Origin of the sequence: Isoptericola chiayiensis, from assembly GCF_013149805.1 — a bacterium.
Lineage (GTDB): Bacteria > Actinomycetota > Actinomycetes > Actinomycetales > Cellulomonadaceae > Isoptericola > Isoptericola chiayiensis.
Genome location: NZ_JABEZT010000002.1, coordinates 85,032 through 108,194 on the forward strand (window position 1 = coordinate 85,032; position 23,163 = coordinate 108,194).

At 72.7% G+C, this 23,163-nt stretch carries 19 protein-coding genes, 1 tRNA gene and 1 pseudogene; 15 read left to right on the plus strand and 6 right to left on the minus strand.

Annotation, left to right across the window (positions count from 1 at the left end; genetic code table 11):
* Nucleotide 1: 1 nt before the first annotated feature.
* Nucleotides 2-1,051: an alcohol dehydrogenase catalytic domain-containing protein gene (locus HDG68_RS03360; protein ID WP_172149299.1), complete on the minus strand. Its 1,050-nt coding sequence runs from the start codon at nt 1,049-1,051 to the stop codon at nt 2-4.
* Between the two features lie 10 nt (nt 1,052-1,061).
* On the minus strand, nt 1,062-2,915 hold the full coding sequence (locus tag HDG68_RS03365) for a glycoside hydrolase family 15 protein (RefSeq protein WP_172149301.1): 1,854 nt from the start codon (nt 2,913-2,915) through the stop codon (nt 1,062-1,064).
* A gap of 135 nt (nt 2,916-3,050) precedes the next feature.
* On the opposite strand from HDG68_RS03365, the gene HDG68_RS03370 reads away from it, so the two are divergent.
* Nucleotides 3,051-3,135: transfer RNA gene (locus tag HDG68_RS03370), tRNA-Leu, on the plus strand.
* A 1,742-nt stretch (nt 3,136-4,877) separates the two neighbouring features.
* Here the strand turns inward: HDG68_RS03370 and HDG68_RS16675 are convergent.
* A pseudogene (locus HDG68_RS16675) lies at nt 4,878-5,030 on the minus strand (DUF433 domain-containing protein); the annotation flags it as partial.
* Between the two features lie 653 nt (nt 5,031-5,683).
* On the opposite strand from HDG68_RS16675, the gene HDG68_RS03380 reads away from it, so the two are divergent.
* The 11 genes from HDG68_RS03380 (at nt 5,684) to HDG68_RS03430 (ending at nt 18,557) form a co-directional block, all read left to right on the plus strand.
* Nucleotides 5,684-6,385, plus strand: coding sequence for a nuclear hormone receptor family protein (locus tag HDG68_RS03380; RefSeq protein ID WP_172149303.1), 702 nt, complete (start codon nt 5,684-5,686; stop codon nt 6,383-6,385).
* A gap of 44 nt (nt 6,386-6,429) precedes the next feature.
* Nucleotides 6,430-7,275 carry a serine aminopeptidase domain-containing protein gene (locus HDG68_RS03385; protein WP_172149305.1) on the plus strand — a complete coding sequence of 282 codons (846 nt, stop codon included), beginning with the start codon at nt 6,430-6,432 and terminating at the stop codon, nt 7,273-7,275.
* Entirely contained in the window at nt 7,272-8,042 is a 771-nt protein-coding gene (locus HDG68_RS03390; RefSeq protein ID WP_172149307.1) for an SDR family oxidoreductase, read from the plus strand. The genes HDG68_RS03385 and HDG68_RS03390 overlap by 4 nt, the downstream gene beginning before the upstream one ends.
* Nucleotides 8,043-8,090: 48 nt before the next feature.
* Complete coding sequence (locus HDG68_RS03395; protein WP_172149309.1) at nt 8,091-9,311, plus strand: AI-2E family transporter; 1,221 nt, start codon at nt 8,091-8,093, stop codon at nt 9,309-9,311.
* Between the two features lie 32 nt (nt 9,312-9,343).
* A complete protein-coding gene (locus HDG68_RS03400; RefSeq protein WP_172149311.1) occupies nt 9,344-9,946 on the plus strand; it encodes a GNAT family N-acetyltransferase in 603 nt (200 codons plus the stop codon).
* 92 nt (nt 9,947-10,038) lie between these two features.
* A complete protein-coding gene (locus HDG68_RS03405; protein WP_172149313.1) occupies nt 10,039-11,409 on the plus strand; it encodes a flavin-containing monooxygenase in 1,371 nt (456 codons plus the stop codon).
* Complete coding sequence (locus HDG68_RS03410; RefSeq protein WP_172149315.1) at nt 11,406-12,326, plus strand: bile acid:sodium symporter family protein; 921 nt, start codon at nt 11,406-11,408, stop codon at nt 12,324-12,326. Before HDG68_RS03405 ends, HDG68_RS03410 begins: the two co-directional genes overlap by 4 nt.
* A complete protein-coding gene (locus tag HDG68_RS03415; protein WP_172149317.1) occupies nt 12,323-13,264 on the plus strand; it encodes an SDR family oxidoreductase in 942 nt (313 codons plus the stop codon). The genes HDG68_RS03410 and HDG68_RS03415 overlap by 4 nt, the downstream gene beginning before the upstream one ends.
* Before the next feature lie 227 nt (nt 13,265-13,491).
* Complete coding sequence (locus tag HDG68_RS03420; RefSeq protein WP_172149319.1) at nt 13,492-15,093, plus strand: ABC-F family ATP-binding cassette domain-containing protein; 1,602 nt, start codon at nt 13,492-13,494, stop codon at nt 15,091-15,093.
* A gap of 27 nt (nt 15,094-15,120) precedes the next feature.
* Nucleotides 15,121-17,220 (plus strand): M3 family metallopeptidase, encoded by a 2,100-nt coding sequence (locus tag HDG68_RS03425; RefSeq protein WP_172149321.1) that lies wholly within the window; start codon nt 15,121-15,123, stop codon nt 17,218-17,220.
* Entirely contained in the window at nt 17,217-18,557 is a 1,341-nt protein-coding gene (locus HDG68_RS03430) for a M20/M25/M40 family metallo-hydrolase (protein WP_172149323.1), read from the plus strand. The genes HDG68_RS03425 and HDG68_RS03430 overlap by 4 nt, the downstream gene beginning before the upstream one ends.
* 18 nt (nt 18,558-18,575) lie before the next feature.
* Here HDG68_RS03430 and HDG68_RS03435 read toward each other — a convergent pair whose 3' ends face one another.
* Together HDG68_RS03435 and HDG68_RS03440 are read right to left on the minus strand one after the other, a co-directional pair.
* Nucleotides 18,576-19,352, minus strand: coding sequence for a fructosamine kinase family protein (locus HDG68_RS03435; RefSeq protein ID WP_172149325.1), 777 nt, complete (start codon nt 19,350-19,352; stop codon nt 18,576-18,578).
* Nucleotides 19,349-19,561 carry a DUF5703 family protein gene (locus HDG68_RS03440; RefSeq protein WP_172149327.1) on the minus strand — a complete coding sequence of 71 codons (213 nt, stop codon included), beginning with the start codon at nt 19,559-19,561 and terminating at the stop codon, nt 19,349-19,351. The genes HDG68_RS03435 and HDG68_RS03440 overlap by 4 nt, the downstream gene beginning before the upstream one ends.
* Before the next feature lie 73 nt (nt 19,562-19,634).
* Between HDG68_RS03440 and HDG68_RS03445 the strand changes: the two genes are divergently transcribed.
* The gene (locus HDG68_RS03445) at nt 19,635-19,898 is read left to right on the plus strand and encodes a primosomal protein (RefSeq protein ID WP_172149329.1); all 264 of its coding nucleotides are present in this window, start codon (nt 19,635-19,637) and stop codon (nt 19,896-19,898) included.
* Between the two features lie 9 nt (nt 19,899-19,907).
* Here HDG68_RS03445 and HDG68_RS03450 read toward each other — a convergent pair whose 3' ends face one another.
* Nucleotides 19,908-20,879 carry an aldo/keto reductase gene (locus tag HDG68_RS03450; RefSeq protein ID WP_172149341.1) on the minus strand — a complete coding sequence of 324 codons (972 nt, stop codon included), beginning with the start codon at nt 20,877-20,879 and terminating at the stop codon, nt 19,908-19,910.
* Nucleotides 20,880-20,958: 79 nt separating this feature from the next.
* Here HDG68_RS03450 and uppP point away from each other — a divergent pair, with 79 nt between their 5' ends.
* Both uppP and mshC read left to right on the plus strand, forming a co-directional pair.
* Nucleotides 20,959-21,831 (plus strand): undecaprenyl-diphosphatase UppP, encoded by an 873-nt coding sequence (gene uppP, locus HDG68_RS03455; RefSeq protein ID WP_172149343.1) that lies wholly within the window; start codon nt 20,959-20,961, stop codon nt 21,829-21,831.
* Between the two features lie 34 nt (nt 21,832-21,865).
* A complete protein-coding gene (gene mshC, locus HDG68_RS03460) occupies nt 21,866-23,155 on the plus strand; it encodes a cysteine--1-D-myo-inosityl 2-amino-2-deoxy-alpha-D-glucopyranoside ligase (protein WP_172149345.1) in 1,290 nt (429 codons plus the stop codon).
* Nucleotides 23,156-23,163 lie beyond the last annotated feature (8 nt).

The window sequence follows — 23,163 nt, forward strand, 5'->3', positions numbered from 1 at the left end:
GCTAGCCGATGTCCACGACGACCTTGACGTCGTCGTCGTGCCGGTCGAACGCCTCGGTGGCGCGCTCCAGCGGGACGCGCCGGGTGATGAGCCGGGCGAGCCAGTCGGCGTCCGCACGCGCCAGGACCTCGGCGCCCGTGCGGTAGTGGCTCATGTTGGCGTTGACGGAGCCGACGATCACGTCGTTCTCCAGCACCACGGAGCGGTTGGCGGCGCCGGCGTCGACGGGGACGTGCCGACCCGACGACGACACCCCGGTGAGCACGGTGATGCCGTACGGCTTGGTCGAGGTGAACGTGTCGACCACGACGGCCGGCGCCCCGGTGCACTCGATGATGATGCCCGGGTCGACGGCGTCGGCCACGGTCGGCAGGTCCTCGTGGTGGTACGTGGCCCCCAGGGACCGCACGAGGTCCGGCTTGGGGCCGTCGGTGACCTGGTCGAGGACGTGCACGTCCAGGCCGCGCTGCACGCCGATGAGCGCGGCGAGCAGGCCGATGGGACCAGCGCCGGTGACCACGACGGTGCGCGGGTCGAACCAGCCGCGGTTGCCGATCTTGTCGACCTGGTCCCAGGCCTTCGCGACGACGGTCGTCGGTTCCAGGAGCACACCGACGTCGGCGAGGGACGGCTCGAGCCGCACCGCGTGGTCCGGGGCGATGGTCCACTGCTCGGCGGCGAACCCGTCGAGCTCCTTGATGCCGTGCTCGGTGAACAGCCCGTTGCGGCACATGTCCCACTCGCCGTGGGCGCAGGCTCCGCAGGGCACCGGGTCGGGGCGACGCACCACGCCGACCACCAGGTCGCCGACGGCGAATCCCGAACCGTCCGGTGCCTCGCGGACCCGGCCGAGGGACTCGTGCCCGACGATCAGCCGCTCGTGGCCCGGAGGCGCGGCCCCGTGCTCGCCGTCGGCGATCTCGTGGTCCGTGCCGCAGATGCCGACGGCCACGCCGTCGACCAGCAGCTCGTCGGGTGCGCGGTCACGGTCGGCGACGTCGGTGACGGCGAGGGTGCCGGGACGGCCGGGGACGACGGTGAGGGCTCGCACGGGCTCCTCCTCAGTGCTCGGTGGGTTCGGGCTGCTCGGTCAGGCCGTCGGCGTCGGCGCCCGGGCCGGGGATGCCGGACAGGATGCGCGCGGAGTTGACCAGCCCGACGTGGCTGAAGGCCTGCGGCACGTTGCCGAGCTGGCGACCGGAGGCGACGTCGAACTCCTCGGCGAGCAGGCCGAGGTCGTTGCGCAGCCCGAGCAGCCGCTCGAACAGCGCGCGCGCCTCGGCGCGCCGGCCGATGCCGTGCAGGGCGTTCACCAGCCAGAAGCTGGCGATGAGGAACGTGCCCTCGCCGCCGGGCAGGCCGTCCACCCGGTCGTCGGCGTGCGTGTGGTACCGCAGCAGCAGGCCGTCCTGGCTCAGCTCGCGCTGGACCGCCTCGACGGTGCCGACCACACGACGGTCGTTCCAGGGCAGGAAGCCGACACGGGGGATGAGCAGCAACGAGGCGTCCAGCCCCTCGGAGCCGTAGAACTGCGTGAACGTGTTGCGCTCGGCGTCGTAGCCGTGGGTCAGGACGTCGGTGCGGATGGTTTCGCGCAGCGCCCGCCAGCGGTCGACGGGACCCTCGAAGCCGTATCGTTCGGCGGCGCGGACCATGACCGCGACGCCCGCCCACGCCATCACCCGTGAGTGCACGAACGCCTGACGCGGCCCCCGCACCTCCCACAGCCCGTTGTCGACGTCGTCCCAGTCGCTCTCGAGGAAGTCCAGCAGGGACCGTTGCAGGTTCCAGGTGTCGACGTCGTCGGCGACGCCGCTGCAGCGTGCCAGGTGCAGCGTCACGAGCGTCTCGCCCCAGACGTCGAGCTGGAGCTGGTCGGCCGCACCGTTGCCGATGCGGACCGGTGCGCTGCCCTCGTAGCCCGGCAGCCAGTCGAGAGTCGTCTCGGGCAGACGACGGCGGCCGTCCAGCCCGTACATGATGCGCAGGTCGGCGGGGTCCCCGGCGACCGCGCGCAGGAGCCACTCGCGCCACGCCCGCGCCTCGTCGGTGTGGCCCGTGCTGAGCAGAGCCTGCAGCGTGAAGGAGGCGTCCCGCAGCCAGCAGTAGCGGTAGTCCCAGTTGCGCACCCCGCCGATCTGCTCGGGCAGCGACGTCGTCGCGGCCGCCGCGATACCGCCGGTCGGGGCGTAGGTGAGCGACTTCAACGTGACCAGCGAGCGCCGCACCGCGTCCGGCCACTCGCCGGTGTACCGCGTCCGGCCGTTCCAGCCCTCCCAGAAGGAGAGCGTGGTGGCCAGCGCCTCGAGCGCGTCGACCGGTTCGGGTTCCGGCTCGTGGGAGCGGTGGTGGTCGAGCGAGAAGGTCACCCGGTCGCCTGCAGAGACCTCGAAGCGCGACGTCACCACGCCGTCGTCGACAGAGACGTCCTGCGGGACCGAGGCGGTGAGGTGGAGCGCGTCCGGGCCCGCGATCGCGCCGACGGCGCCGCCGCGGCGCGGACCCAGCACGGAGTCCGAGCGCGTCAGCCACGGCCGGACCCGCCCGTAGTCGAACCGGGGCACCAGCACCGACTCCACCGCCACCCGTCCGCTCAAGCCGTCGACGATGCGGATCAGGTCTGCCGTCCCGTCGCGCGGCGGCATGAAGTCGGTGACGCGGACGTGGCCGTCGGGCGTCTCCCACTCCGTCTCCAGCACCAGCGACTCACCGCGGTACTGCCGCCGGGTGCACCGACCGCCCGACGCCGGCGCGACGCGCCAGAACCCGTGACGCTCGTCACCGAGGAGCGCGGCGAAGCAGGCCGGGTCGTCGACGTCCGGCAGGCAGAGCCAGTCGACCGAGCCGTCGACGCCCACCAGAGCGACCGTCTGCAGGTCGCCGACGATGCCGTAGTCCTCGATGCGCAGTGCCATCGCCCACACGCTAGGCCAGCCACGTGACCTGCGCCACGGCGCCGCGGCTTGCTGGTCAGGGGCCCCGGCGTGCTATGTTTTTCACCGCACCGCACGGGGAGCGCGCTTCGGCACGCAATCCCGGGTGGTCCACTCGTCCGGGTGGCGGAATGGCAGACGCGCTAGCTTGAGGTGCTAGTGCCCGTTATAGGGCGTGGGGGTTCAAGTCCCCCTCCGGACACTCGTTTGAGACAGCGACGACGAAGGCCCCCGGTTCCACGACCGGGGGCCTTCGTCGTTCTGGCCTGCGAAGAGACCCTCCAGCGGACACACGTTCTGACCGCTTGGCCGTTCGCACACCGGGTCGGAGATGTCCCGAGGTGTTCCCGCGGGGTGTGTTGCTCGTTCCCGTGGGTGTTCGCGGTGCACCCTGCGGTTGGCGTTCCTGCTGGTTGGAGTGCTGTCCGGAGGGGGTGTGGTGCCCGGAGGGGCGGAGCTCGTTGGAGCTGATGTTCGCAGTCGGCTTCAGCATCGGTGAGCACGCGGTCTTCGGGACGCCCTCATGTGCTCTGCACGGTCATTGAGGAGCAGACTTCTGCAGCCCGATGCGCCGCGACCATCTACAACGCCTGGGAGCGGCGACGAAGCCTGACGAACTCGTTCCTGTCGACGGGCGGTACCAGGATCCGGGAGGGCGGCTGAGTCGAATGCTGGTGGGCAACGGCTACGAGGCGGCAGGCCCTGTCGAGAACTCCGCGCCGTTCAGCACCACTGCGAGCATGACGACGAGGGCCCCCGACCCCGCTTCCGTGCCGGCGATGAGCGCGGTCGGTTCACGCCGTCGTCAGGTTGTGTGGCCTCAGGTGCCGTGGACGGCGTGATGGGGTCACGGCGGGCCGTGGCCCCTTTGAGGCGGCGTTCCAGTACGCCCGCCCAGCCGGGTGATCTTGCAGATGGGGCTGGCTCGACCAAGCCGGATCCGGCGACGCAATTCGGTCCCGTACCACTGTGCTGCAGCACCAGGAGGATCCATGACATGACCAGACGGTGAACGGAGCGCGTCCAGTTGGCTTTCAGGTCACGATCAAATAACGACGACTTGCTTGTAGTTGCCTTTGGCGATGGTTTGGTCAAGCGTGGTCCTCGACGTGAAGGCGATGAGGGCGAAAGGTCTGAAGCATGCGGCTTGTCCGGTCAAGGAAGTTCCGGGTGGGGGTGCCGCTGCTGGCGGCGGCTTCTTTGGTGGAAGACTTGATGGCTGCGTCCAGTAATTTTCGGAATTGATGCAGCGCTGTCGTTTGTTCCGGGTGCGCGGGTAGTAAGGAACTCGCAAGTCCTGAAGATGGGGCGACATTCGCCCTTGTCGGAGTATGCGCGGAGGCCGGGTACTAGTAGGACGGAGATCACGCTCTCGGCTCGTGACGCCACCCGGCACAGGCCAGGCACTGCCGCAGCAAGGTTCGCCCCCCATACCATGGTTGGGTTCAAATCTACTACGGGTCACGATTGGATTGAGTAGTGGATGGGTTTATTTCGCTGTTAGGTCTCGTGCTCGGGGTGGCCGCTGTAGTGCTTTCATTTCGGGCCGCATGGGCTGGGTTGAGATTTGCGCATCTCCAAGGGTTCTACGTAATCAGTCCCATCTTTGGAGGGGCTGTCGTACTTGTCTTGTCGATGCTGGCAAATCTCGGGTTCTTCTTCGGGATCCTCATCGTTCTTGAGCAGGCTTCTAAGGGAATCTTCCCTCCGCGTGTGGCTTATGTTCTAGCCTTCGTTATGACCTTGTGTGGGATTGGATCCTTCGTGCTCTCTCGAAGGGCGCGCGCAGCGCGTGAAGGTCGGGTTTTGCTTGATCTAGCGATACTGGAATCGATTGGTGGGAGGTTGGGAATTGCCGGCCTGGCGATCGGAGCCGCCCTTGCTGCGAATCATTACCAGTAGCCTTAGCCCGGCAATTGCGCGTCGACGAGGAATCGCACGGTGCTACGAGGCGATCAGGACGGCGTGGTCGGCCTGGGCGGCGGCGTACTGCAAGCACGCCCTGATGTCGTCCGCCGTCAGGTAGGGGTAGTCCTCAAGGATCTCGGCTTCGGCTGCGCCGGAGGCGAGCAGTGAGAGCACGTCGGTCACGCGTACGCGGGTACCCGCACGCGCGGGCGCCCGTGGACGACGTCTGGGTCAACGACGATGCGCTCCAGCCACGACATGCTCGTAGCCTACTGGGGTGTGTCCCTGACCGTCATCGGAATCGCGGGGACCCGCCAAGTCATGAGGTCATGCATCAGAAGGGGGAAGCTGCTCGTACTGTGGGCGACGCCGGTGCAGCGGAGGACGTTCCCGTCGGGAACAGTGAAGCGGCACTGACAACCCAGTGAGAGCCGTCGGCGACCGGATCGGTGCAGGTCAGCGACTGTTCCTGCTGGTCAAGGGGAGGCAGGGGCGGGTTTCAAGTCCCCCTCCGGACACTCGTTTGAGACAGCGACGTCGAAGGCCCCCGGTTCCACGACCGGGGGCCTTCGACGTGCTGGCTGGTGCTCCACCAGGTTGGAGATGTCCTGAGGCTGTTCCCGTGCGGGTGTTGCCCGTTCCCGCGGGAGTTCCCTTGGGCGTTCGCGGTGCCCCCGGCGGGCGGCGTCCTTGCGGGCCGTGCGTGACGGACCGGCCGCGACACGCGGCCCATCGTCTCCCAGGTGCCGTGCAGGACCGCCTGACGGCAGCGACGGAGGCCCCCAGCAGTACCCCCACCGAGGCGTTTTCGCTGCCGCTGGACAAGGTGGGAGAGTTTCCCCGTGGATACTGGGAAGGTCATCGCGACCGCTCGGCACTGGGCCATCAGCTACTCGCTGGTCGAGGCGCGCCGCACCGAGGTGCGCCTCGACGCCGAGCGCGCACTCGACACACTGAAGGCGAACCTTGTTCCCGCGAGCCTCGGGGGTGAGGTCGGGTGGCGCGTGCTACCCCTCGGCGCGAGCGACGTCTGGGCCCTGCGCGCCGTGTCGCGTGCCGTGACGCTCGCGCCGATCGAGGCGGAAGACCAAGAGGCGGTGCGGCAGCTCGCCGACGAGGTGCCCGAGGCGCTGGCTGAGGCGGAGGCGGTGTCCGGCGCGCGCCGGCTGCTGGCGACGCAAGCCGTGCGGCAGGCTGGTGCAGAGGCCGTGGAGTTTCTTTCCGAGTACGTCACCTGGGGGCTGGAGTCCGGGCTGCCCGGGATCCTGCGTCGCCTGGAGCCTGGCGCCGAGCCGGAGGACATCACGGTCACCGACGCGCTGTCCCCGCGGGTGGGACTGGGTTCGGTCTGGCGCGGCATGGGCGCTGCCGAGCTGATCGAAGCGAGCGCACTTCCTGCTGCGAGCAGCCTGCCGGTGTCGGCCGACCACGCTGACCTGACCGAGGTGCGCTCCGTGCTCGCCTCCGGTAGCACGACCCATCTCGTCGTCTTCAGCACGGCGCCGCACCGCGCGGCTGACCTGATGAGCGCCCTGCAGCCCTGACACGGGAGGTCGCCCAGGTGCGGTCGGCTGGCAGGATCGGCGGCGTGCCGCTGGAGACGCTGCCCGAGACGACGCTGTTCACCGACCCGACCCGCCGTGCGCTGGACGGCGACGGCGCGAGACCCGTGCGGGTGCACCTGTGGCGTGCCGACGACTCCGACGCGCCGCTGGTGGTGCTCTCGCACGGCACGGGTGGGTCCGCCCAGGGACTGTCGTGGTGGGTCGCCGGTCTGCGCGCCGCAGGGTTCGACGTCGCGGCGCTCGACCACCACGGCAACAACCACGTGGACGGATACCTCCCCGAGGGGTTCGCCCGGTGGTGGGACCGGCCCCTGGACGTGTCGTTCGTGCTGGACCAGGTGGAGGCCCGTGGGCCGGTCGCGGTGTGCGGCTTCTCGCTCGGCGGCTACACGGCGGCGGCGCTGTGCGGCGCGCGCGTGTCCGCCGCGGCCTACGAGGCGCTGCTCACCGGTCGTGTCGAGGCGCCGCCGACGCCGGAGTACCCACACCTGCTGTCCGCCCTGCGTGCGCGCCGGTCGGCTTCCGAGCTCGCGTCGTGGCCGGGACGGGCGGCGGCGGACCTGCGCGACACGCGCGTCACGGCCGCCTTCCTGCTGTGCCCCTCTCTGGGGCCGCTCCTCACCGAGGGCAGCCTGGCCGCCGTGACCGTACCCGTCGCCGTGCGGTGGACCGCAGCGGACGAGATCACGCCCCCGTCCGAGAACGGCGCACGCTACGCCGCACTGATCCCCGGGGCCGACGGCGGCACGGTCGGCGGGCCGCGAGCCGGGCACTACGGGTTCGTGCTCCCGGAGCAGGACGACCCGGCCGCGAAGTCCGACGTCGTGGCGGCGTCCCGCGACTTCCTCGCGGCTACGCTGCGGGCGTGACCTACCTCGAGGACCTCTTCTCCCTGGCCGGTCGCACGGCCGTCGTCACCGGTGGCAGCTCCGGCATCGGCCGGGGGATCGCCACCGCGCTGGCCCGCGCCGGTGCCGCCGTCGTGCTCGTCGCCCGGGGACAGAAGGCCCTGGACGACACCGCCGCGCAGATCACGGCGGCCGGTGGCACGGTCGCCGTCGTGCCGGGCGACCTGTCCAGCCGGGCAGGCGTGCGCGAGGTGGCCGAGGCCGCCGTCGAACCGTTCGGCGAACCCGACGTCGTGGTCTCCAGCGCAGGGATCAACCTGCGCCCGCCCCTGGGCGAGACCGACGAGGCCACCTGGGACGCCACCATGGCCGTCAACCTCGAGGCGCCGTTCTGGCTGGGCCAGCGCTTCGGTCCAGGCATGGCCGAACGCGGCTACGGACGCCTGATCCACGTCAGCTCCCAGCAGGCCCACCGCGCGTTCGTCACCAGCGGCGTCTACGGCGTGTCCAAGGGCGGGCTCGAGTCGCTGGCACGCTCCCAGGCCGAGGCCTGGTCACCGCGCGGCGTCACCGCCAACACCCTCGTGCCCGGGTTCGTGCTCACCCCGCTCAACCGCCGCCTGCAGGACGACCCGGACCGGGTCCGGGCGCTCGCGGACCGCACCCTCGTGGGTCGCAACAGCGTCCCGGACGACTTCGCCGGCGCCGCGGTCTTCCTCGCGAGCGCCGCGTCGGGGTACGTCACCGGGCAGTCGATCCACGTCGACGGCGGGTTCTCCGTGCACTGAGACCCCGGCGGCAGCACACTGGCTGCTACCGACACGGAGGGAGCCGCGGTGGCCGAGGCCGAGAACGTCCCGCAGTGGCTGCGTACCGTCGGCGGCTGGTCGTGGCGCCTGATCGCCCTCGTGATCGTCGTCGCGCTGGTCGTGTACGCCACGGCCCAGGTCCAGCTCGTCTTCGTCGCCGTGTTCCTCGCCCTGGTGCTCACCTCGGTGTTCCGGCCGCTGGCGGACGTCTACGACCGGGTCATGCCGCGCGCGCTCGCCACGGTCCTGTCGCTGCTCACCGGCGTGATCGTCTTCGGCGGGCTGCTGACCTTCGTCGTCGCGTCCGTGGCGGGCCAGTGGACCGAGCTGGCCGGACAGTTCGACACCGGCATCCAGCAGATCCTCGCGTTCCTGCGCGACCTGCCTTTCGGGCTGTCCGTCACGGGCGACCAGATCGACGAGTGGCTCGACACCGGCGGGCAGTGGCTCGCCGACAACGCGGAGAGTCTCGCCGGGCAGGCCGTCGAACGCGCCGGCTCCGTCGTCGAGGCGTTCATCGTGCTCGCGCTGGCCATCTTCTGCACCGTGTTCTTCGTCAACTCCGGCGACCGGATGTGGCGCTGGTTCACCCACCAGTTGCCGGAGCGCAACCGCGACCGGCTCCGCGAGGCGGCCGGCGCCGGCTGGTACACGTTCTCCGGGTTCGCGCGCGGCACCGTCATCATCGCCTTCATCGACGGGATCCTCGCGTTCGTCCTGCTGAGCATCCTCGGTGTCCCGCTGGCGGCGCCGCTCGCCGTGCTGGTGCTCATCGGTGCGTTCATCCCCATCATCGGCGCGCCGCTGGCGATGATTATCGCGGCGGTGGTGGCGCTGGCGGCCGAGGGGTTCGTCACCGCGCTGATCGTGACGGTGGGCATCGCGCTGATCGGCCAGCTCGAGGGCCACGTGCTGCAACCGCTCATCATGGGCAAGCAGGTCTCCCTGCATCCCGTCGTGGTCGCGATCGCAGTGTTCTCGGGAACGGTGCTCGCGGGGATCCTCGGTGCGGTCGTCGCCGTCCCCCTCGTGGCCGTGGTCTGGACGGTGTTCTCCACCCTGCGCGGCGACCGACCCGTCCCGCTGCCGCGCGGTGCCACGGACAGCCCGGACCCGTCCGACGACGAGGACCACGGTGCCGCAGACCACGGTGCCGCGGACCGGGGCGCAGCGGACCGGGGCGCGCAGGACGAGGGCACCGACGTACGCGACACCGACGAGCCGGCGCCCGCGCCGGAAAGCCGCTGACACCACGGTGCGGCCGGTGGCAGGATCCGGCCATGGAACCGTTCGTCCTGCGCAGCCCCGAGGTCACCCTCTCCGTCCCGACCGCCGCCGACGTCGACCGCGTCGCCGAGGTCTGCACCGACCCCGACATCGCGCGGTGGACCACCGTGCCCTCGCCCTACACCCGCGCCGACGCCGAGGGTTTCATCACGCAGTTCGTGGTCCAGGGGTGGCAGCAGGAACGGGACTTCACGTGGGCGGTGCGCGCCCCGGGCACCGTCGACGGTCCGGTGCTCGGCATGATGGGCGTGTCGATCCGGGCCGGCGAGCCGGGCAGCCCGCTGTCCGGGGAGATCGGGTACTGGACCGCGCCGGACGCCCGCGGCCGGGGCCTGACCACGGCCGCGGGCCGCCTGGTCGTGGACTGGGCGCTCGACCCCGACGGTCTGGGCCTGCAGCGCCTGCAGTGGCTGGCGTTCGTGGGCAACTGGCCCTCTCGCCGGGTCGCGTGGAAGCTCGGCTTCCGCTTCGAGGGCACCATGCGCCGGCACGGCCTGCAGCGGGGCCGCCTGCTGGACGACTGGATCGGCGCCGTCCTGCCCGACGACGTCCGCGAGCCCGTCGAGCCGTGGCCCGCCGAGGCGCCGGCCGTCTGAGAACCTGCTGGACGCCGCCTCCTGGTGCGGGCCGTACACTCGTGCGGCCCGCACAGCGACCGTGCGGTGGATGACGCAGGAGCAGGAGAGCGATGACGCCGCAACGACGCGTGGCCGTGATCGGGGCCGGACCGTCCGGCCTGGCCACCGCACGAGCACTGGACAGGGTCGGCCTGGAGGTCGTGGGCTACGAGGCGCACGACGACGTGGGTGGCCTGTGGGACATCGACAACCCGCGCTCCACGGTCTACGAGTCGGCGCACCTCATCTCCTCGCGCACCACGACCGAGTTCACCGAGCTGCCGATGGACTCGCGGGTGGACTACCCGAACCATCGTGAGCTGCTGCGCTACTTCCGCACCTACGCCGACACGTTCGACCTGCGCCGGCACTACCGGTTCGGCACCCGCGTGACCGCCGTCGAACCCGTCGGCGCCGACCCCGGCGGACGCGACGGCTGGGAGGTGCGCTCGACCGGACCCGACGGTGCGACCGGCACCGAGCGCGTCGACCACGTCGTCATCGCCAACGGCACCCTGGCGGAACCGAACGTGCCCACGTTCGACGGCGAGTTCACCGGTGAGCTGCTGCACTCCAGCGAGTACCGCAGCGCCGACGTGTTCGCCGGCATGCGCGTGCTGGTGGTCGGAGGCGGCAACTCCGGCTGCGACATCGCCGTCGACGCCGTGCACCGGGCCGCGTCCGTGGACCTGTCGGTGCGGCGCGGCTACTGGTTCGTGCCGCGCTACCTGCTCGGACGGCCCACCGACACGCTCAACCAGGGCCGGCCGCTGCCGGCGCGGATCAAGCAGGCCGTCGACTCGCGCGTCCTGACCCTGCTGAACGGCGACCCGCAGCGCTTCGGCTTCCCGGCGCCCGACCACAAGATCTACGAGTCCCACCCCGTGGTCAACTCGCTGGTGCTGCAGCACGCCGGGCAGGGTGACCTGCGCGTGCGCCGCGACATCCGCTCCTTCGACGGCGACACCGTGCACTTCGTGGACGGCACCGCCGGGCGGTACGACCTGGTGCTGCTCGCCACCGGGTACCGCCTCGACTACCCGTTCGTCGACCCGAAGCACCTCGCCTGGGACGGCCCCGGCTCCGGGGGAGCGCCCGAGCTGTTCTGCAACATCGTGCCCGCCTCCTTCAACGGCCTGTTCGTGGTCGGCATGCTGGAGGCCTCCGGCATCGGCTGGCAGGGCCGGGCGGAGCAGGCCGAGCTCGTGGCGCGCTACCTCGCCGCCGACGCCGCCGGGTCCGACGGCGACACCGCCGCCGCCGAGCGCGCCCTGAGGTTCCGCCGTCGTGCCGCGCAGCCCTGGCCCGACCTCACCGGCGGCTACCGCTACCTGGGGCTGGAACGCATGAGCTACTACGTCAACAAGGACGCCTACCGCCGCACCGTGCGCCGGTACGCCGACGAGCTCGCCGCACCCGCAGCCACCGGGGGCACGCGATGAACATCGATGACGTCGTGGTCAACTTCTCCCCGGGCTCGATGGTGGCGCTCAACATCGTGCTCGCCCTCATCATGCTCGGCATCGCGCTGGACACCTCGCCTGCCGACTTCCGCGTGCTGCGCCGAGCGCCGCGCGCCGCCGTGCTCGCCCTGCTGGCCCAGGTGGTGCTGCTGCCCGCCGTCACCTTCGCCCTCGCCCTGGTCCTGGACGTGCAGGCCTCGATCGCCCTCGGCATGATCCTCGTGGCCTGCTGCCCGCCCGGGAACGTCTCGCAGATCCTCACCTACCGGTCCGGCGGCAACGTGGCGCTGTCGGTGTCGCTGACCGCCGTCGGCAACGCCCTCTACCTGGTGGCGATGCCGCTGAACATCGCCCTGTGGGGCAGCCTGCACCCCACCGGTCGCGACATCCTCGCCGAGGTCAGCCTCGACCCGCTCGAGATGATGCTCGACATCGTGCTCATCATCGGCGTGCCCTTCGCCGCCGGGCTGCTGGTGCGCACCCGCTGGCCCGCCGTCGCCGCACGCGTCCACCGCCCCGTCCACGTCATCAGCATCCTCGCGCTCGTCGGGTTCGTCGTGGCCGCGCTGGCCGGCAACTTCTCCGTCTTCGTCGCCTGGGTGGGCGTCGTGCTCGTCGCGGTGTTCCTGCACGACGCCGTGGCGCTCGCGCTCGGGTACGCCGCCGGCCGCGCCGGACGACTCGGGACGCGCGAGGTCAAGGCCGTGACCTTCGAGGTCGGCATCCGCAACGCCGCCCTCGGCCTCGGTCTCGTCATGACGTTCTTCGGCGGCATCGGCGGCATGGCCGTCGTCGCCGGCTGGTGGGGCGTGTGGGACATCATCGCCGGGCTGGCCCTGGCGACCGTCTGGGCGCGACGCACCCGCGCCCGTCAGACCGCGGAGGTCACGGCATGAGACGGGTCCTCGTCACCGGCGGCTCCGGGTTCCTCGGGTCGCACACCGTCGCGGCGCTCGCGGCCCGCGACGACGTCGCGCACGTCGTCGCGGGCGACCTGCGCCCGCCCACCACGCCGCCCGACGACGTCACCGCCGTCACGCTCGACGTCACGGACGCGGTGGGCGTGCGCGAGGTCGTCGCCGCCCACCGGATCGACACCGTGGTGCACCTCGCGGCCATCGTGAACCCCGGCACCCTCGACGAGGACACGGAGCGCCGGGTCGACGTCGACGGGACCCGCAACGTGCTCGAGGCGTGCGTCGCCGGGGGAGTGCGGCGGGTGGTGATCTCCTCCTCCGGCGCGGCCTACGGCTACCACGCCGACAACCCGGTGCCGCTGCGCGAGACCGACCCGGTCCGCGGCAACGAGGAGTTCACCTACTCGCGGCACAAGCGGCTCGTGGAGGAGATGCTCGCGGACTACCGCCGCGACCGACCCGACCTGGAGCAGGTGATCCTGCGGATCGGCACCATCCTGGGGCCCGGCGTGGCCAACCAGATCACCGCGCTGTGGGACGCGCCGCGGCTGGTCCGCGTGCGCGGCGCGGACAGCCCGTTCGTGTTCGCGTGGGTCGACGACGTCACCGGCGCGATCGTCGCCGGCGCCACCGGGACCGCCACGGGTGCGTTCAACGTCTGCGGGGACGGGCGCATGACCGTCGCCGACATCGGCGACCGGCTCGGCAAGAAGACGCTCGACCTGCCCGCCGGGGTGCTTGCCGCGGCGCTGCGGGTCGGCCGCGCGCTGCGGCTGACCGTGCACGGGCCCGAACGGGTCGGGTTCCTGCGTTACCGGCCGGTCCTCGACAACACTCGCCTGCGCACCGAGCTCGGCTACACCCCGCGGTACACCAGCCGCGAGGCGTTCGAGCAGTGGCTGCGGGTGCGGACGTGACGTGCCTCATATCCGTTGCGGCCCACCTGAGCCCCGTGCCAGCCTACTGGTGAGTCCCCGCGGGCAGGCCGCGTGTGAGAGGGGACGGACGGAAGGCGAGCAGGTGACCGACACGGCGCACGGTCCGACGACCCCGCGCTGACGCCTGCCCACCCGCACCCGGACCGGTGCTGCACCCGGTGGACGGCCGCCGTCGGCGCACGACCGACGCGTCCCCGGGAGCACTCATGCCCGCCATCACCACCGCCCGTCCCGCCGTCGTGCTGCAGGACCTCACCTTCTCCTGGCCCGACGGCGCCACCCCGATCGCCGGCGTCTCCGGCGTCTTCCCGACCTGGCGCACCGGCTTGGTCGGGGACAACGGCACCGGCAAGTCCACGCTGCTGCGGCTCGTCGCCGGCGAGCTGACACCCGCGTCGGGGAGCGTCGCCGTCGTCGGCACCGTCGGCTACCTTCCCCAGCGGCTCGCCCTGGACACGTCCGCGACCGTCGCCGACCTCCTCGACGTGCGCGACGTCGTCGACGCGGTGCGCGCCATCGCTGACGGCGACGTCCGCCCCGAGCTCTTCGACGTCGTCGGCGTCGACGGGTGGGATCTCGAGGAACGCTCGGTCGCCGCGCTCGCGAGCGCCGGGCTGCCCTGCGGCGACGGGATCCTGGACCGTCGCGTCGGCACGCTGTCGGGTGGCGAGGCCGTCCTGACGGCGCTGACCGGCCTGCGGCTGCTTGCGCCGGACGTCACGCTGCTGGACGAGCCGACGAACAACCTCGACGGCGCCTCCCGCGAGCGCCTCGCCGAGGCGGTGCGCACCTGGTCGGGTGCGCTGGTCGTCGTCTCCCACGACCGCACGCTCCTGGAGCTGACGGAGCACACCGCGGAGCTGCGCACCGGGTCGCTGGCGACGTTCGGCGGTCCGTTCAGCGCCTACGAGGCGCACCTCGCCGTCGAGCGAGAGGCTGCCGCGCGTGCGGTGCGTGACGCCGAGCAGACGTGGCGGCGCGAACGGCGCGAACGGATCGACCTCGCCGAGCGCGTGGCGCACTCGCAGCGGCAGGGCCGCAAGGACGCCGTGAACCGCAGGTACGTCCCGGCGGCGATCCACGACCGGCGCAACTCCGCGGAGAAGTCCCAGGGGGCGCGGCGCGGGGCCGCGGCCGCTGCCGAGAACGCCGCCCGGGCCGCCGTCGAGTCCGCGCAGCGGGCCGTGCGGGACGACGACCGGATCGTGATCGACCTTCCCGACCCCGACGTCCCCGCCTCGCGGCGCGTCGCGGTGCTGACGTCCGCGGACGGCCGGGACGTCGTCGTCGCGGGTCCGGAGCGGGTGGCCCTCGTCGGCCCCAACGGCGTCGGCAAGACGACGCTGCTGGAACGGCTGCTCGCGGGCCCGTCGTCGGCGGGCGAGCTGTGCACCGAACGGGTCGGCTACCTGCCGCAGCGGCTGGACGGCCTGGACGACGAGGTGGCGGTGCTCGACGCCGTGCGCGCCGCGGCACCGGACGTGACGCCCGGGGCGCTGCGGAACCGGCTCGCCCGGTTCCTGGTGCGGGGCGACCAGGTGGACCGCCCGGTGGCGACGCTCTCGGGCGGGGAGCGGTTCCGGGTCCACCTGGCCCGGCTGCTGCTGGCGGACCCGCCGCCGCAGGTGCTGATGCTGGACGAGCCGACGAACAACCTGGACCTGGCCAGCGCGGACCGCCTCGTCGAGGCGCTGCGCTCGTTCCGGGGCGCGCTGCTGGTGGTGAGCCACGACGAGGCGTTCCTGGAACGGCTGGGCGTGGACCGGCACCTGGAGCTGGACGGCCGCGGCGTGCTGCACGAGCGGTGATCGACCGGGCGGGTGCCGTGCTGTTGGATGGTCCCCATGACGCTTGCTCCGGACAACCCGTTCGCCCGCCCGTCCGACCTGCCGTACGGCCTGCCCGACTACGACGCCGTCCGCGTCGAGCACTACGAGCCCGCGCTGCGGGCGGGGCTCGCCGAGCAGCGCGCCGAGCTCGACGCGATCGCGGGCGAGACGGACCCGCCCACGGTGGCGAACACCCTCGACGCGCTCGAGCGCTCGGGCCGGCTGCTGCGCCGCGCCGCGCTGCCGTTCTTCAACCAGCTCTCCGCCGACGCGAACGACGCGCTGGAGGACCTGCACGAACGGCTCGCCGCCGACCTCGCCGCCCACCGTGACGCGATCTACCAGGACGCGCGGCTGCGCGCGCGCCTCGTCGGGCTGCGCGACCGCGCCGAGGCCGGCGAGGTGACGCTCGAGCCGGACCAGGCGTGGCTGCTGCGCACCTGGCTCAAGGACTTCCGTCGCGCCGGGATCGACCTGTCGACGTCCGACCAGGAGGCGCTGCGCGACCTCAACGCCCGCCTGACCGAGCTGTCGGCGGCGTTCTCCCGCCGCCTGCTCGCGGGGGAGAAGGCCTCGGCCGTCCTCGCCACCGACCCCGACGAGCTGGCCGGGCTGACCGACGACGAGCTCGCGGGCGCCGCGCAGGCCGCCACCGAGGCAGGGCACGAGGGCGCCTGGCTCGTCGGACTGCAGCTGCCCACCCGCCAGGATGTCGTCGGCTCGCTGGACCACCGGGCGACGCGCCGGCGCGTCCAGCAGGCGAGCGAGACGCGCGGCAGCCACGGCGACGACCACGACACGCGCGGCGTGCTCCTCGAGATCGCCCGGCTGCGCGCCGAGCGCGCCCGGCTGCTCGGCTACCCGCACCACGCCGCCTACGTCGCCGAGGACGCCACCGCGGGCTCGGCCGAGGCCGTCGCCGGAATGCTCGGTCGCCTCGCCCCGGCCGCCGTCGCCAACGCCCGCACCGAAGGAGCCGCGCTCCGCGAGGTGCTGCACCGCACCGACCCCGGGGCCGAGCTGTGCGCCGCCGACTGGGCCTACCTCGCCGGACGGGTCCGCGGCGACGAGCACGCGCCCGACGACGCCGCGCTGCGCCCCTACCTGGAGCTCGAACGCGTCGTGCAGCACGGTGTCCTCGAGGCCGCCCACCGGCTGTACGGGCTGTCGTTCGTCGAACGGCACGACCTGACGGGCTACCACCCCGACACCCGGATCTTCGAGGTCTTCGACGCCCCCGAGCCCGGCCGGCCCGACCACGGCCTCGGCCTCTTCGTCGCCGACTGGTACACGCGCCCCGTTAAGCGCGGCGGTGCCTGGATGAACACCCTCGTCGACCAGAACCGCCTGCTCGGCGAACGCCCCGTGGTGGTCAACAACCTCAACATCGTCAAGCCCGCACCGGGGCGACCCACCCTCCTCGGCCGCGACCAGGTGCGCACCCTCTTCCACGAGTTCGGCCACGCCCTGCACGGGCTGCTCAGCGACGTGCGCTACCCCTCCCAGTCCGGCACCAGCGTGCCGCGCGACTTCGTCGAGTTCCCCTCCCAGGTCAACGAGATGTGGGCGTGGGACCCGCAGATCCTGCGCTCCTACGCCGTGCACCACGTCACCGGCGAACCGCTCCCGCCCGAATGGATCGACCACCTCACCGCCGAACGTCAGGACGGCGAGGGTTTCGCCACCACCGAGTATCTCGGCGCCGCCCTGCTCGACCAGGCCTGGCACCGTCTCGCCCCGCACGAGGTGCCCACCGACGTCGAGGACGTCGCGACGTTCGAGGCCGCGGCGCTCGCGGCCGCCGGCCTCGACGACGTGCCGGTCCCGCCGCGCTACCGCTCCACCTACTTCAACCACGTGTGGGGATCGGGCTACGCCGCCGCCTACTACAGCTACATCTGGTCCGAGGTCCTCGACGCCGACACCGTGCGCTGGTACCGCGAGCGCGGCGGCCTGACGCGGGAGAACGGCGAGGAGTTCCGCCGTCGGCTGCTGGCCCGGGGCGGGTCGCAGGACCCGCTGGCCTCGTTCCGCGACCTGCGGGGACGGGACGCCGAGATCGGTCCGCTCCTGGCGCGTCGGGGCCTGGGTACGGTGTCCTCGTGAACCCGACGAACCCTGCCCCGCACCCGAGCGCCGAGGACGAGGTCGTCGGCATCTGCCGTGACCTGCTGCGCATCGACACCTCGAACTACGGCGAGGGCGAGGGTCCGGGGGAGCGCAAGGCCGCCGAGCACGTCGCCGGGCTGCTGGCCGAGGTGGGTCTGGAGCCGCAGCTCTTCGAGTCGCGGCCGGGGCGCACCTCGGTGGTGGCCCGGTTCGAGGGCACCGACCCCAGCCGCGACGCCCTCGTGCTGCACGGGCACACCGACGTCGTCCCGGCCGAGGCCGCGGACTGGTCGGTGGACCCGTTCGCCGGCGAGGAGATCGACGGCCTGCTGTGGGGACGGGGCGCCGTCGACATGAAGGACATGGACGCCATGATCCTCGCGGTGGTGCGCCAGATGGTCCGCGAGGGCCGCCGTCCGGCGCGCGACGTCGTGATCGGCATGTTCGCCGACGAGGAGGCCGGCGGCGTGCTCGGCGCGCGCTGGCTGGTCGACCACCACCCCGAGCTGTTCGAGGGCGCCACCGAGGCGATCAGCGAGGTGGGCGGCTTCTCCGTCGACGTCGGCGGGCGCCGCGCCTACCTGGTCCAGACCGCGGAGAAGGGGCTGTCGTGGCTGCGCCTCGTCGCCGACGGGCGCGCCGGGCACGGTTCGCAGGTCAACCACGACAACGCCGTGACCGAGCTGGCCGCCGCCGTCGCGCGGATCGGCACCCACGCCTGGCCGTACACGCTCACCCCGACGGTCGAGCGGCTGCTGCAGGGCGTCGCTGACCTGACCGGGCTGCCGTTCGACCCGTCCGGCGGCGCGGACCCGCAGCAGGTCGACGCCCTCGTGGCCGCGCTGGGCCCGGCGGCGAAGTTCGTCGGCGCCACGGTGCGGCACACCACGAACCCCACCCAGCTGGACGCGGGCTACAAGGCGAACGTCATCCCCGGCACGGCCACCGCCGCGCTGGACATGCGCACGGTGCCGGGGCACGACGCCGAGGCGCGCGGCGTCCTGCACGAGCTCGCCGGTCCGCGCGTGCGGGTGGAGACGATCCACGCCGACCGGTCCCTGGAGGTGCCGTTCAGCGGGGGACTGGTGGACGCGATGGTCGACGCCCTGCACGCCGAGGATCCCGGTGCCGCGGTGCTGCCGTACACGCTCTCGGGCGGCACCGACAACAAGTCGCTGGCCCGCCTGGGCATCACCGGCTACGGGTTCGCGCCGCTGCAGCTGCCCGGCGACCTCGACTTCGCGGGCATGTTCCACGGCGTCGACGAGCGGGTCCCCGTCGACGCGCTGAAGTTCGGCACCCGGGTGCTCGACCGGCTGCTGGCCACCTGCTGACCGGGCCCGTGGCCGCGTTCAGGCGCCCAGGCGTGCCATCAGGTGGCGGGTGCGGTCCACGTACCCGCCGCCGAACAGCACCGCGTGCACGGCCAGCGGGTAGAGCTGGTGGAGCCCCACGCGGTCCTGCCTGCCGTCGGAGAGCGGGTGCTCGGCGTCGTACGCCGCCAGGATCTCGTCCAGGTGCGGCGCACCGAACAGATCGAGCATCGCCAGGTCGGTCTCGCGGTGCCCGCCGTGCGCGGCGGGGTCGATGAGCGCCGCCTCGCTGCCGCCGTCGTGCGAGCGGGTCCACAGCACGTTGCCCGACCAGAGGTCGCCGTGCAGGCGGGCGGGCGGCTCGGCGGGGCCGGCGAGGTCCGGCAGCGCGTCGCACACGGCCTCCATGGCGGCGGCGTCCCGGTCGTCGAGCACCCCGCGCTCACGCCCCTGCGCCACCACCGGACGCAACCGCGCGTCGGCGTGGAACGACGGCCAGTCGACGAAGTGTCCGGACGGCATGTCCAGCGGGTCGTCGAGCGGGCCGAAGAACCCGCGCTCGGCGCCGGGCGGCAGGGCCCCGAAAGTCGGGGCGCCGGCGTCGTGCAGCCGCGCCAGCGCCGTGCCGAACGTCCGTGCGGCGCCCACGGTGGGCGACGCCGGTGCCAGCCGTTCGAGGTCGAGGTGCCCGTCGCCGACGTCGACCACCCGGGCCACGCGCGGACCGTCGTCGACGGTGAGCCACCGCAGCCCGGCGGCCTCGGTGGCGAAGAACCCCGCCGGCGCCCCCGTCCGGGACTTGCGGAACGTCGTCATACCGACAGCGTCGAGGTCGCCTTGATGATCTTGCGCCGCAGCCACACCCGGCGCTCCCCGCCGAGGTAGAGACGGGTGCGGGCCAGCTCCCACCGCCCGTACTCCGCCTCCTCGGTGAGCATCCTGCGTGCGTCCGGCACTGACGTGCCCCGATCGATCGTCACCACGCGGTACTCGTACTGCCCGTGCTTGCGCCAGCTGGATGCCATCCGTCCGCCTCCCGAGGGCTCGCCCACCGATTTCGTGTGCCCATTCTGCCTCGCTTGGCGCTACGGTCGGAGCATGACCGCTGACCCGCGCGCCGCGTTGGACCGCTTCGTCGCCGCACTCGAGGGCCACTACCACGCCGTGGCCGCTCGTCGGGGCGACGACGACCCCGCCGTCGACGACGCCTACGAGGTGCTCGCCGACGCCTTCGAGGTGTACGAGGACTCGCTCGCCCAGGTGTACACCGAGGTGACGCCCTTCTACCTGGACGACGGCGACGACGAGGACGACGACTACGAGGACGAGGACGACGACTACGAGGAGGCCAGCGCGAGCTGACCCGCGGTCCTACCAGCGCTCGGGGTAGCCCAGGGCCGGCGCCGAGACGTCGTCGAGCGCCGCGTGCACCTCGGCGGGCAGCTCCAGGTCGGTGGCGCCGAGCGTGCCGCGCAGCTGGGCGGGGGTGCGGGCCCCGACGACGGCGGACGCCAGGGTCGGGCGGGCCAGAAGCCAGGCGAGGGCGACGTCGAGCGGGGCGCGACCCAGTCCATCGGCGGCCGTCGCGACCGCCTCCACGACCGCGGTGGCGCCGTCGTCGTCGAGGTACGGCGCCACGAACCCGGACAGGTGGTCCGACGCCGCACGCGACCCGGCCGGCACGGCACGGCGGTACTTGCCGGTGAGCACCCCGCGGCCGAGCGGTGACCAGGCCAGCAGGCCCGGACCGAGCGACTGCGCGGCCGGGACCACCTCACGCTCGACGCCGCGCTCCAGCAGCGAGTACTCCAGCTGCAGGGCCGCCAGCCCGATCCCGTCCGCGGCCTCCAGCAGCGTCGCCGCGCGGGCGGCGGACCAGGCCGGGTAGTTGGCCAGGCCCACGTAGCGGGTGCGCCCGGAGGTCACCGCGAGCCGGAGCGCCGACACGGTCTCCTCCAGCGGGGTCACCGGGTCCGGGCACGCCACCAGGAACAGGTCCACGTGGTCGGTGCCGAGTCTCGCCAACGAGGCGTCCAGCTCGGCCAGCAGCCCGCCCCGGGAGGCGTCGCGCCGGGTGCCGCCGGGGCCCTGGCGCACGCCGGCCTTGGTGCACAGCACGACGTCGTCGCGGGCGACCTCGTCGGACAGCAGCGCCCCGAGGATGCGCTCGGCGTCGCCGTCGGCGTACGCGGCGGCGGTGTCGACGAGCGTGCCCCCGGCCTCGACGAACGTGCGCAGGCACTCCCCGGCGTCGACCGCGTCGGTGTCGCGACCCCACGTCATGGTGCCCAGCCCGAGCGCCGACACCTGCAGCCCGGAGGCGCCCACCTGCCGTCGATCCATGCGCGCAACCTAACAGCGGCGCACGCCGCGCCGGGGCGGACGCACCGGCGGGGTCCGAGGACCGGTAGTGTGACCGCCCGTGAGTGCGTGGGAAGCGATCGTCCTCGGCCTGGTCCAGGGCTTCACCGAATTCCTGCCGGTGTCCTCCAGCGCACAGCTGCGGATCGTCGGCGAGCTGATCGGCGGTGCCGACCCCGGTGCGTTGTTCACCGCCGTGACCCAGATCGGTACCGAGGTCGCGGTGCTGCTCTACTACCGCCGCAAGATCCGCGACATCTGCGTCGCCTGGTGGACCTCGCTGCGCGGCGATCACGGCACCACCTGGCGCGACCGGTTCGGCGCGCACGACATCGACGCGCGCATGGCCTGGTTCATCGCGCTCGGCTCCGTGCCGATCGTGGTGCTGGGCGTGGCCTTCGACGAGGCGATCGAGACCACGCTGCGCAACCTGTGGATCACGGTCGCGACCCTGGTGATCTTCGGCGTGCTGCTCGACCTCGCGGACCGGTACGGGCAGCGCACCCGGGAGGTCGAGGACATGACCGCCAAGCGGGCCATCGGCTACGGGCTCGCGCAGGCGATGGCGCTCATCCCGGGAGTCTCGCGGTCCGGCGGCACGATCACCGCCGGCCTGGCGATGGGGTTCACGCGCAAGGCCGCCGCCGACTACTCGTTCCTGCTCGCGATCCCCGCGGTGCTCGGCTCCGGGTTCTACGAGCTCGCCAAGGCCGCCGGGGGAGACCCCGCACCCGGGTCGGCGGGCTGGGGTGCGACGCTGATCGCCACGCTCGTGGCGTTCGCCCTGGGCTACGTGGTGCTGATCGGGTTCCTGAAGATCGTCTCGACGTACTCCTACAAGCCGTTCGTCTACTACCGCTACGGCCTGGCCGCCCTCGTCGTCGTGCTGCTGCTCACCGGGGTGCTGGAGGCCGACCCCGGGGTGGGTGCCTGACCGAACCGTCTCCCGGCACCGGTACCCTGAACCCGTGCGTTCCTGGCCCACCCCGCAGATCCCGCAGCTCCCGGCACCCGCGGACGGACACCGTCCACCCGTGCGGATCCACGACACCACCACCGGCACCCTCGTCGAGGCCGCCCCGGGGCCCACGGCGCGCAGCTACGTGTGCGGGATCACCCCGTACGACGCCACGCACCTGGGCCACGCCGCGACCTACATCGCGTTCGACCTGCTGCACCGCGCCTGGACCGACGCCGGCAAGAGCGTCGAGCACTGCTCGAACGTCACCGACATCGACGACCCGCTGCTCGAGCGCGCCGACGCCACCGGCGTCGACTGGCGCGACCTCGCCCGCGACCAGGTGGCCCTCTTCCGCGAGGACATGACCGCGCTCGCCGTCGTGCCGCCGCAGCCGTGGACCGGGGTCGTGGAGCACATGGCGCCGATCGTCGCGGCCGTCGAGCGGATGCTCGCCGACGGCACCGCGTACCGCGTGCCCGTCGAGCCGGGCGCCGGCGGGGTCGACCCCGACCTGGGCGACGTGTACGCCGACCTGAGCGCGGACCCCGCCTTCGGCACGGTGTCCGGGTACGACGGCGCCACGATGGCCGAGCTCTTCGCCGAGCGTGGCGGCGACCCGGACCGCGACGGCAAGAAGAACCCGCTGGACCCGCTGCTCTGGCGCCGCGAGCGCCCCGGCGAGCCCACCTGGGACGGCGGCACCCTCGGCAGCGGCCGTCCCGGCTGGCACGTGGAGTGCTCCGTCATCGCCCGCGACGGCATCGGTGCGTCGTTCGACGTCCAGGGCGGCGGGGCGGACCTGGCGTTCCCGCACCACGAGATGTCCGTCTCCCACGGGCGGATGCTCGACGGGCCCGGGTCCGCACCGCGGGTGCACGCGCACGCCGGGCTCGTCGGGCTCGAGGGGCACAAGATGAGCAAGTCGCGCGGCAACCTCGTGCTCGTCTCCGCGCTGCGCCGAGACGGCGTCGACCCGATGGCCGTGCGCCTCGGGGTCCTCGCCCACCACTACCGCAGCGAGTGGGAGTGGACCGACGCGGTGCTCGCCGCGGGCGTCGACCGGCTCGAGCGGTGGCGCCGGGCCGTGTCCGGCGACGGCGGCCCGGACGCGACGGCGATGCTCGCCACCGTGCGGGCGGCGCTCGCCGAGGACCTCGACGCGCCGCGCGCCCTGGACGCCGTGGACGCGTGGGCACGCACGGCGCTGGCACCCGGACGGGACACCTCCGGCGACGTCGAGGGTGCACCCGGTGTCGTCGCGCGCACCGTCGACGCGCTGCTCGGCGTCCGGCTCTGACCCCCGGG

Bases quoted from the DNA above. Each gene is read 5' to 3' on its own strand.
- HDG68_RS03435 (WP_172149325.1), bottom strand. From the start codon at position 19,352: ATGACGACGTTCCGCAAGTCCCGGACGGGGGCGCCGGCGGGGTTCTTC.
- HDG68_RS03415 (WP_172149317.1), top strand. From the start codon at position 12,323: ATGAGACGGGTCCTCGTCACCGGCGGCTCCGGGTTCCTCGGGTCGCAC.
- HDG68_RS03420 (WP_172149319.1), top strand. From the start codon at position 13,492: ATGCCCGCCATCACCACCGCCCGTCCCGCCGTCGTGCTGCAGGACCTC.
- HDG68_RS03440 (WP_172149327.1), bottom strand. From the start codon at position 19,561: ATGGCATCCAGCTGGCGCAAGCACGGGCAGTACGAGTACCGCGTGGTG.
- HDG68_RS03445 (WP_172149329.1), top strand. From the start codon at position 19,635: ATGACCGCTGACCCGCGCGCCGCGTTGGACCGCTTCGTCGCCGCACTC.
- HDG68_RS03400 (WP_172149311.1), top strand. From the start codon at position 9,344: ATGGAACCGTTCGTCCTGCGCAGCCCCGAGGTCACCCTCTCCGTCCCG.
- HDG68_RS03410 (WP_172149315.1), top strand. From the start codon at position 11,406: ATGAACATCGATGACGTCGTGGTCAACTTCTCCCCGGGCTCGATGGTG.
- HDG68_RS03365 (WP_172149301.1), bottom strand. From the start codon at position 2,915: ATGGCACTGCGCATCGAGGACTACGGCATCGTCGGCGACCTGCAGACG.
- HDG68_RS03450 (WP_172149341.1), bottom strand. From the start codon at position 20,879: ATGGATCGACGGCAGGTGGGCGCCTCCGGGCTGCAGGTGTCGGCGCTC.
- HDG68_RS03425 (WP_172149321.1), top strand. From the start codon at position 15,121: ATGGTCCCCATGACGCTTGCTCCGGACAACCCGTTCGCCCGCCCGTCC.
- HDG68_RS03405 (WP_172149313.1), top strand. From the start codon at position 10,039: ATGACGCCGCAACGACGCGTGGCCGTGATCGGGGCCGGACCGTCCGGC.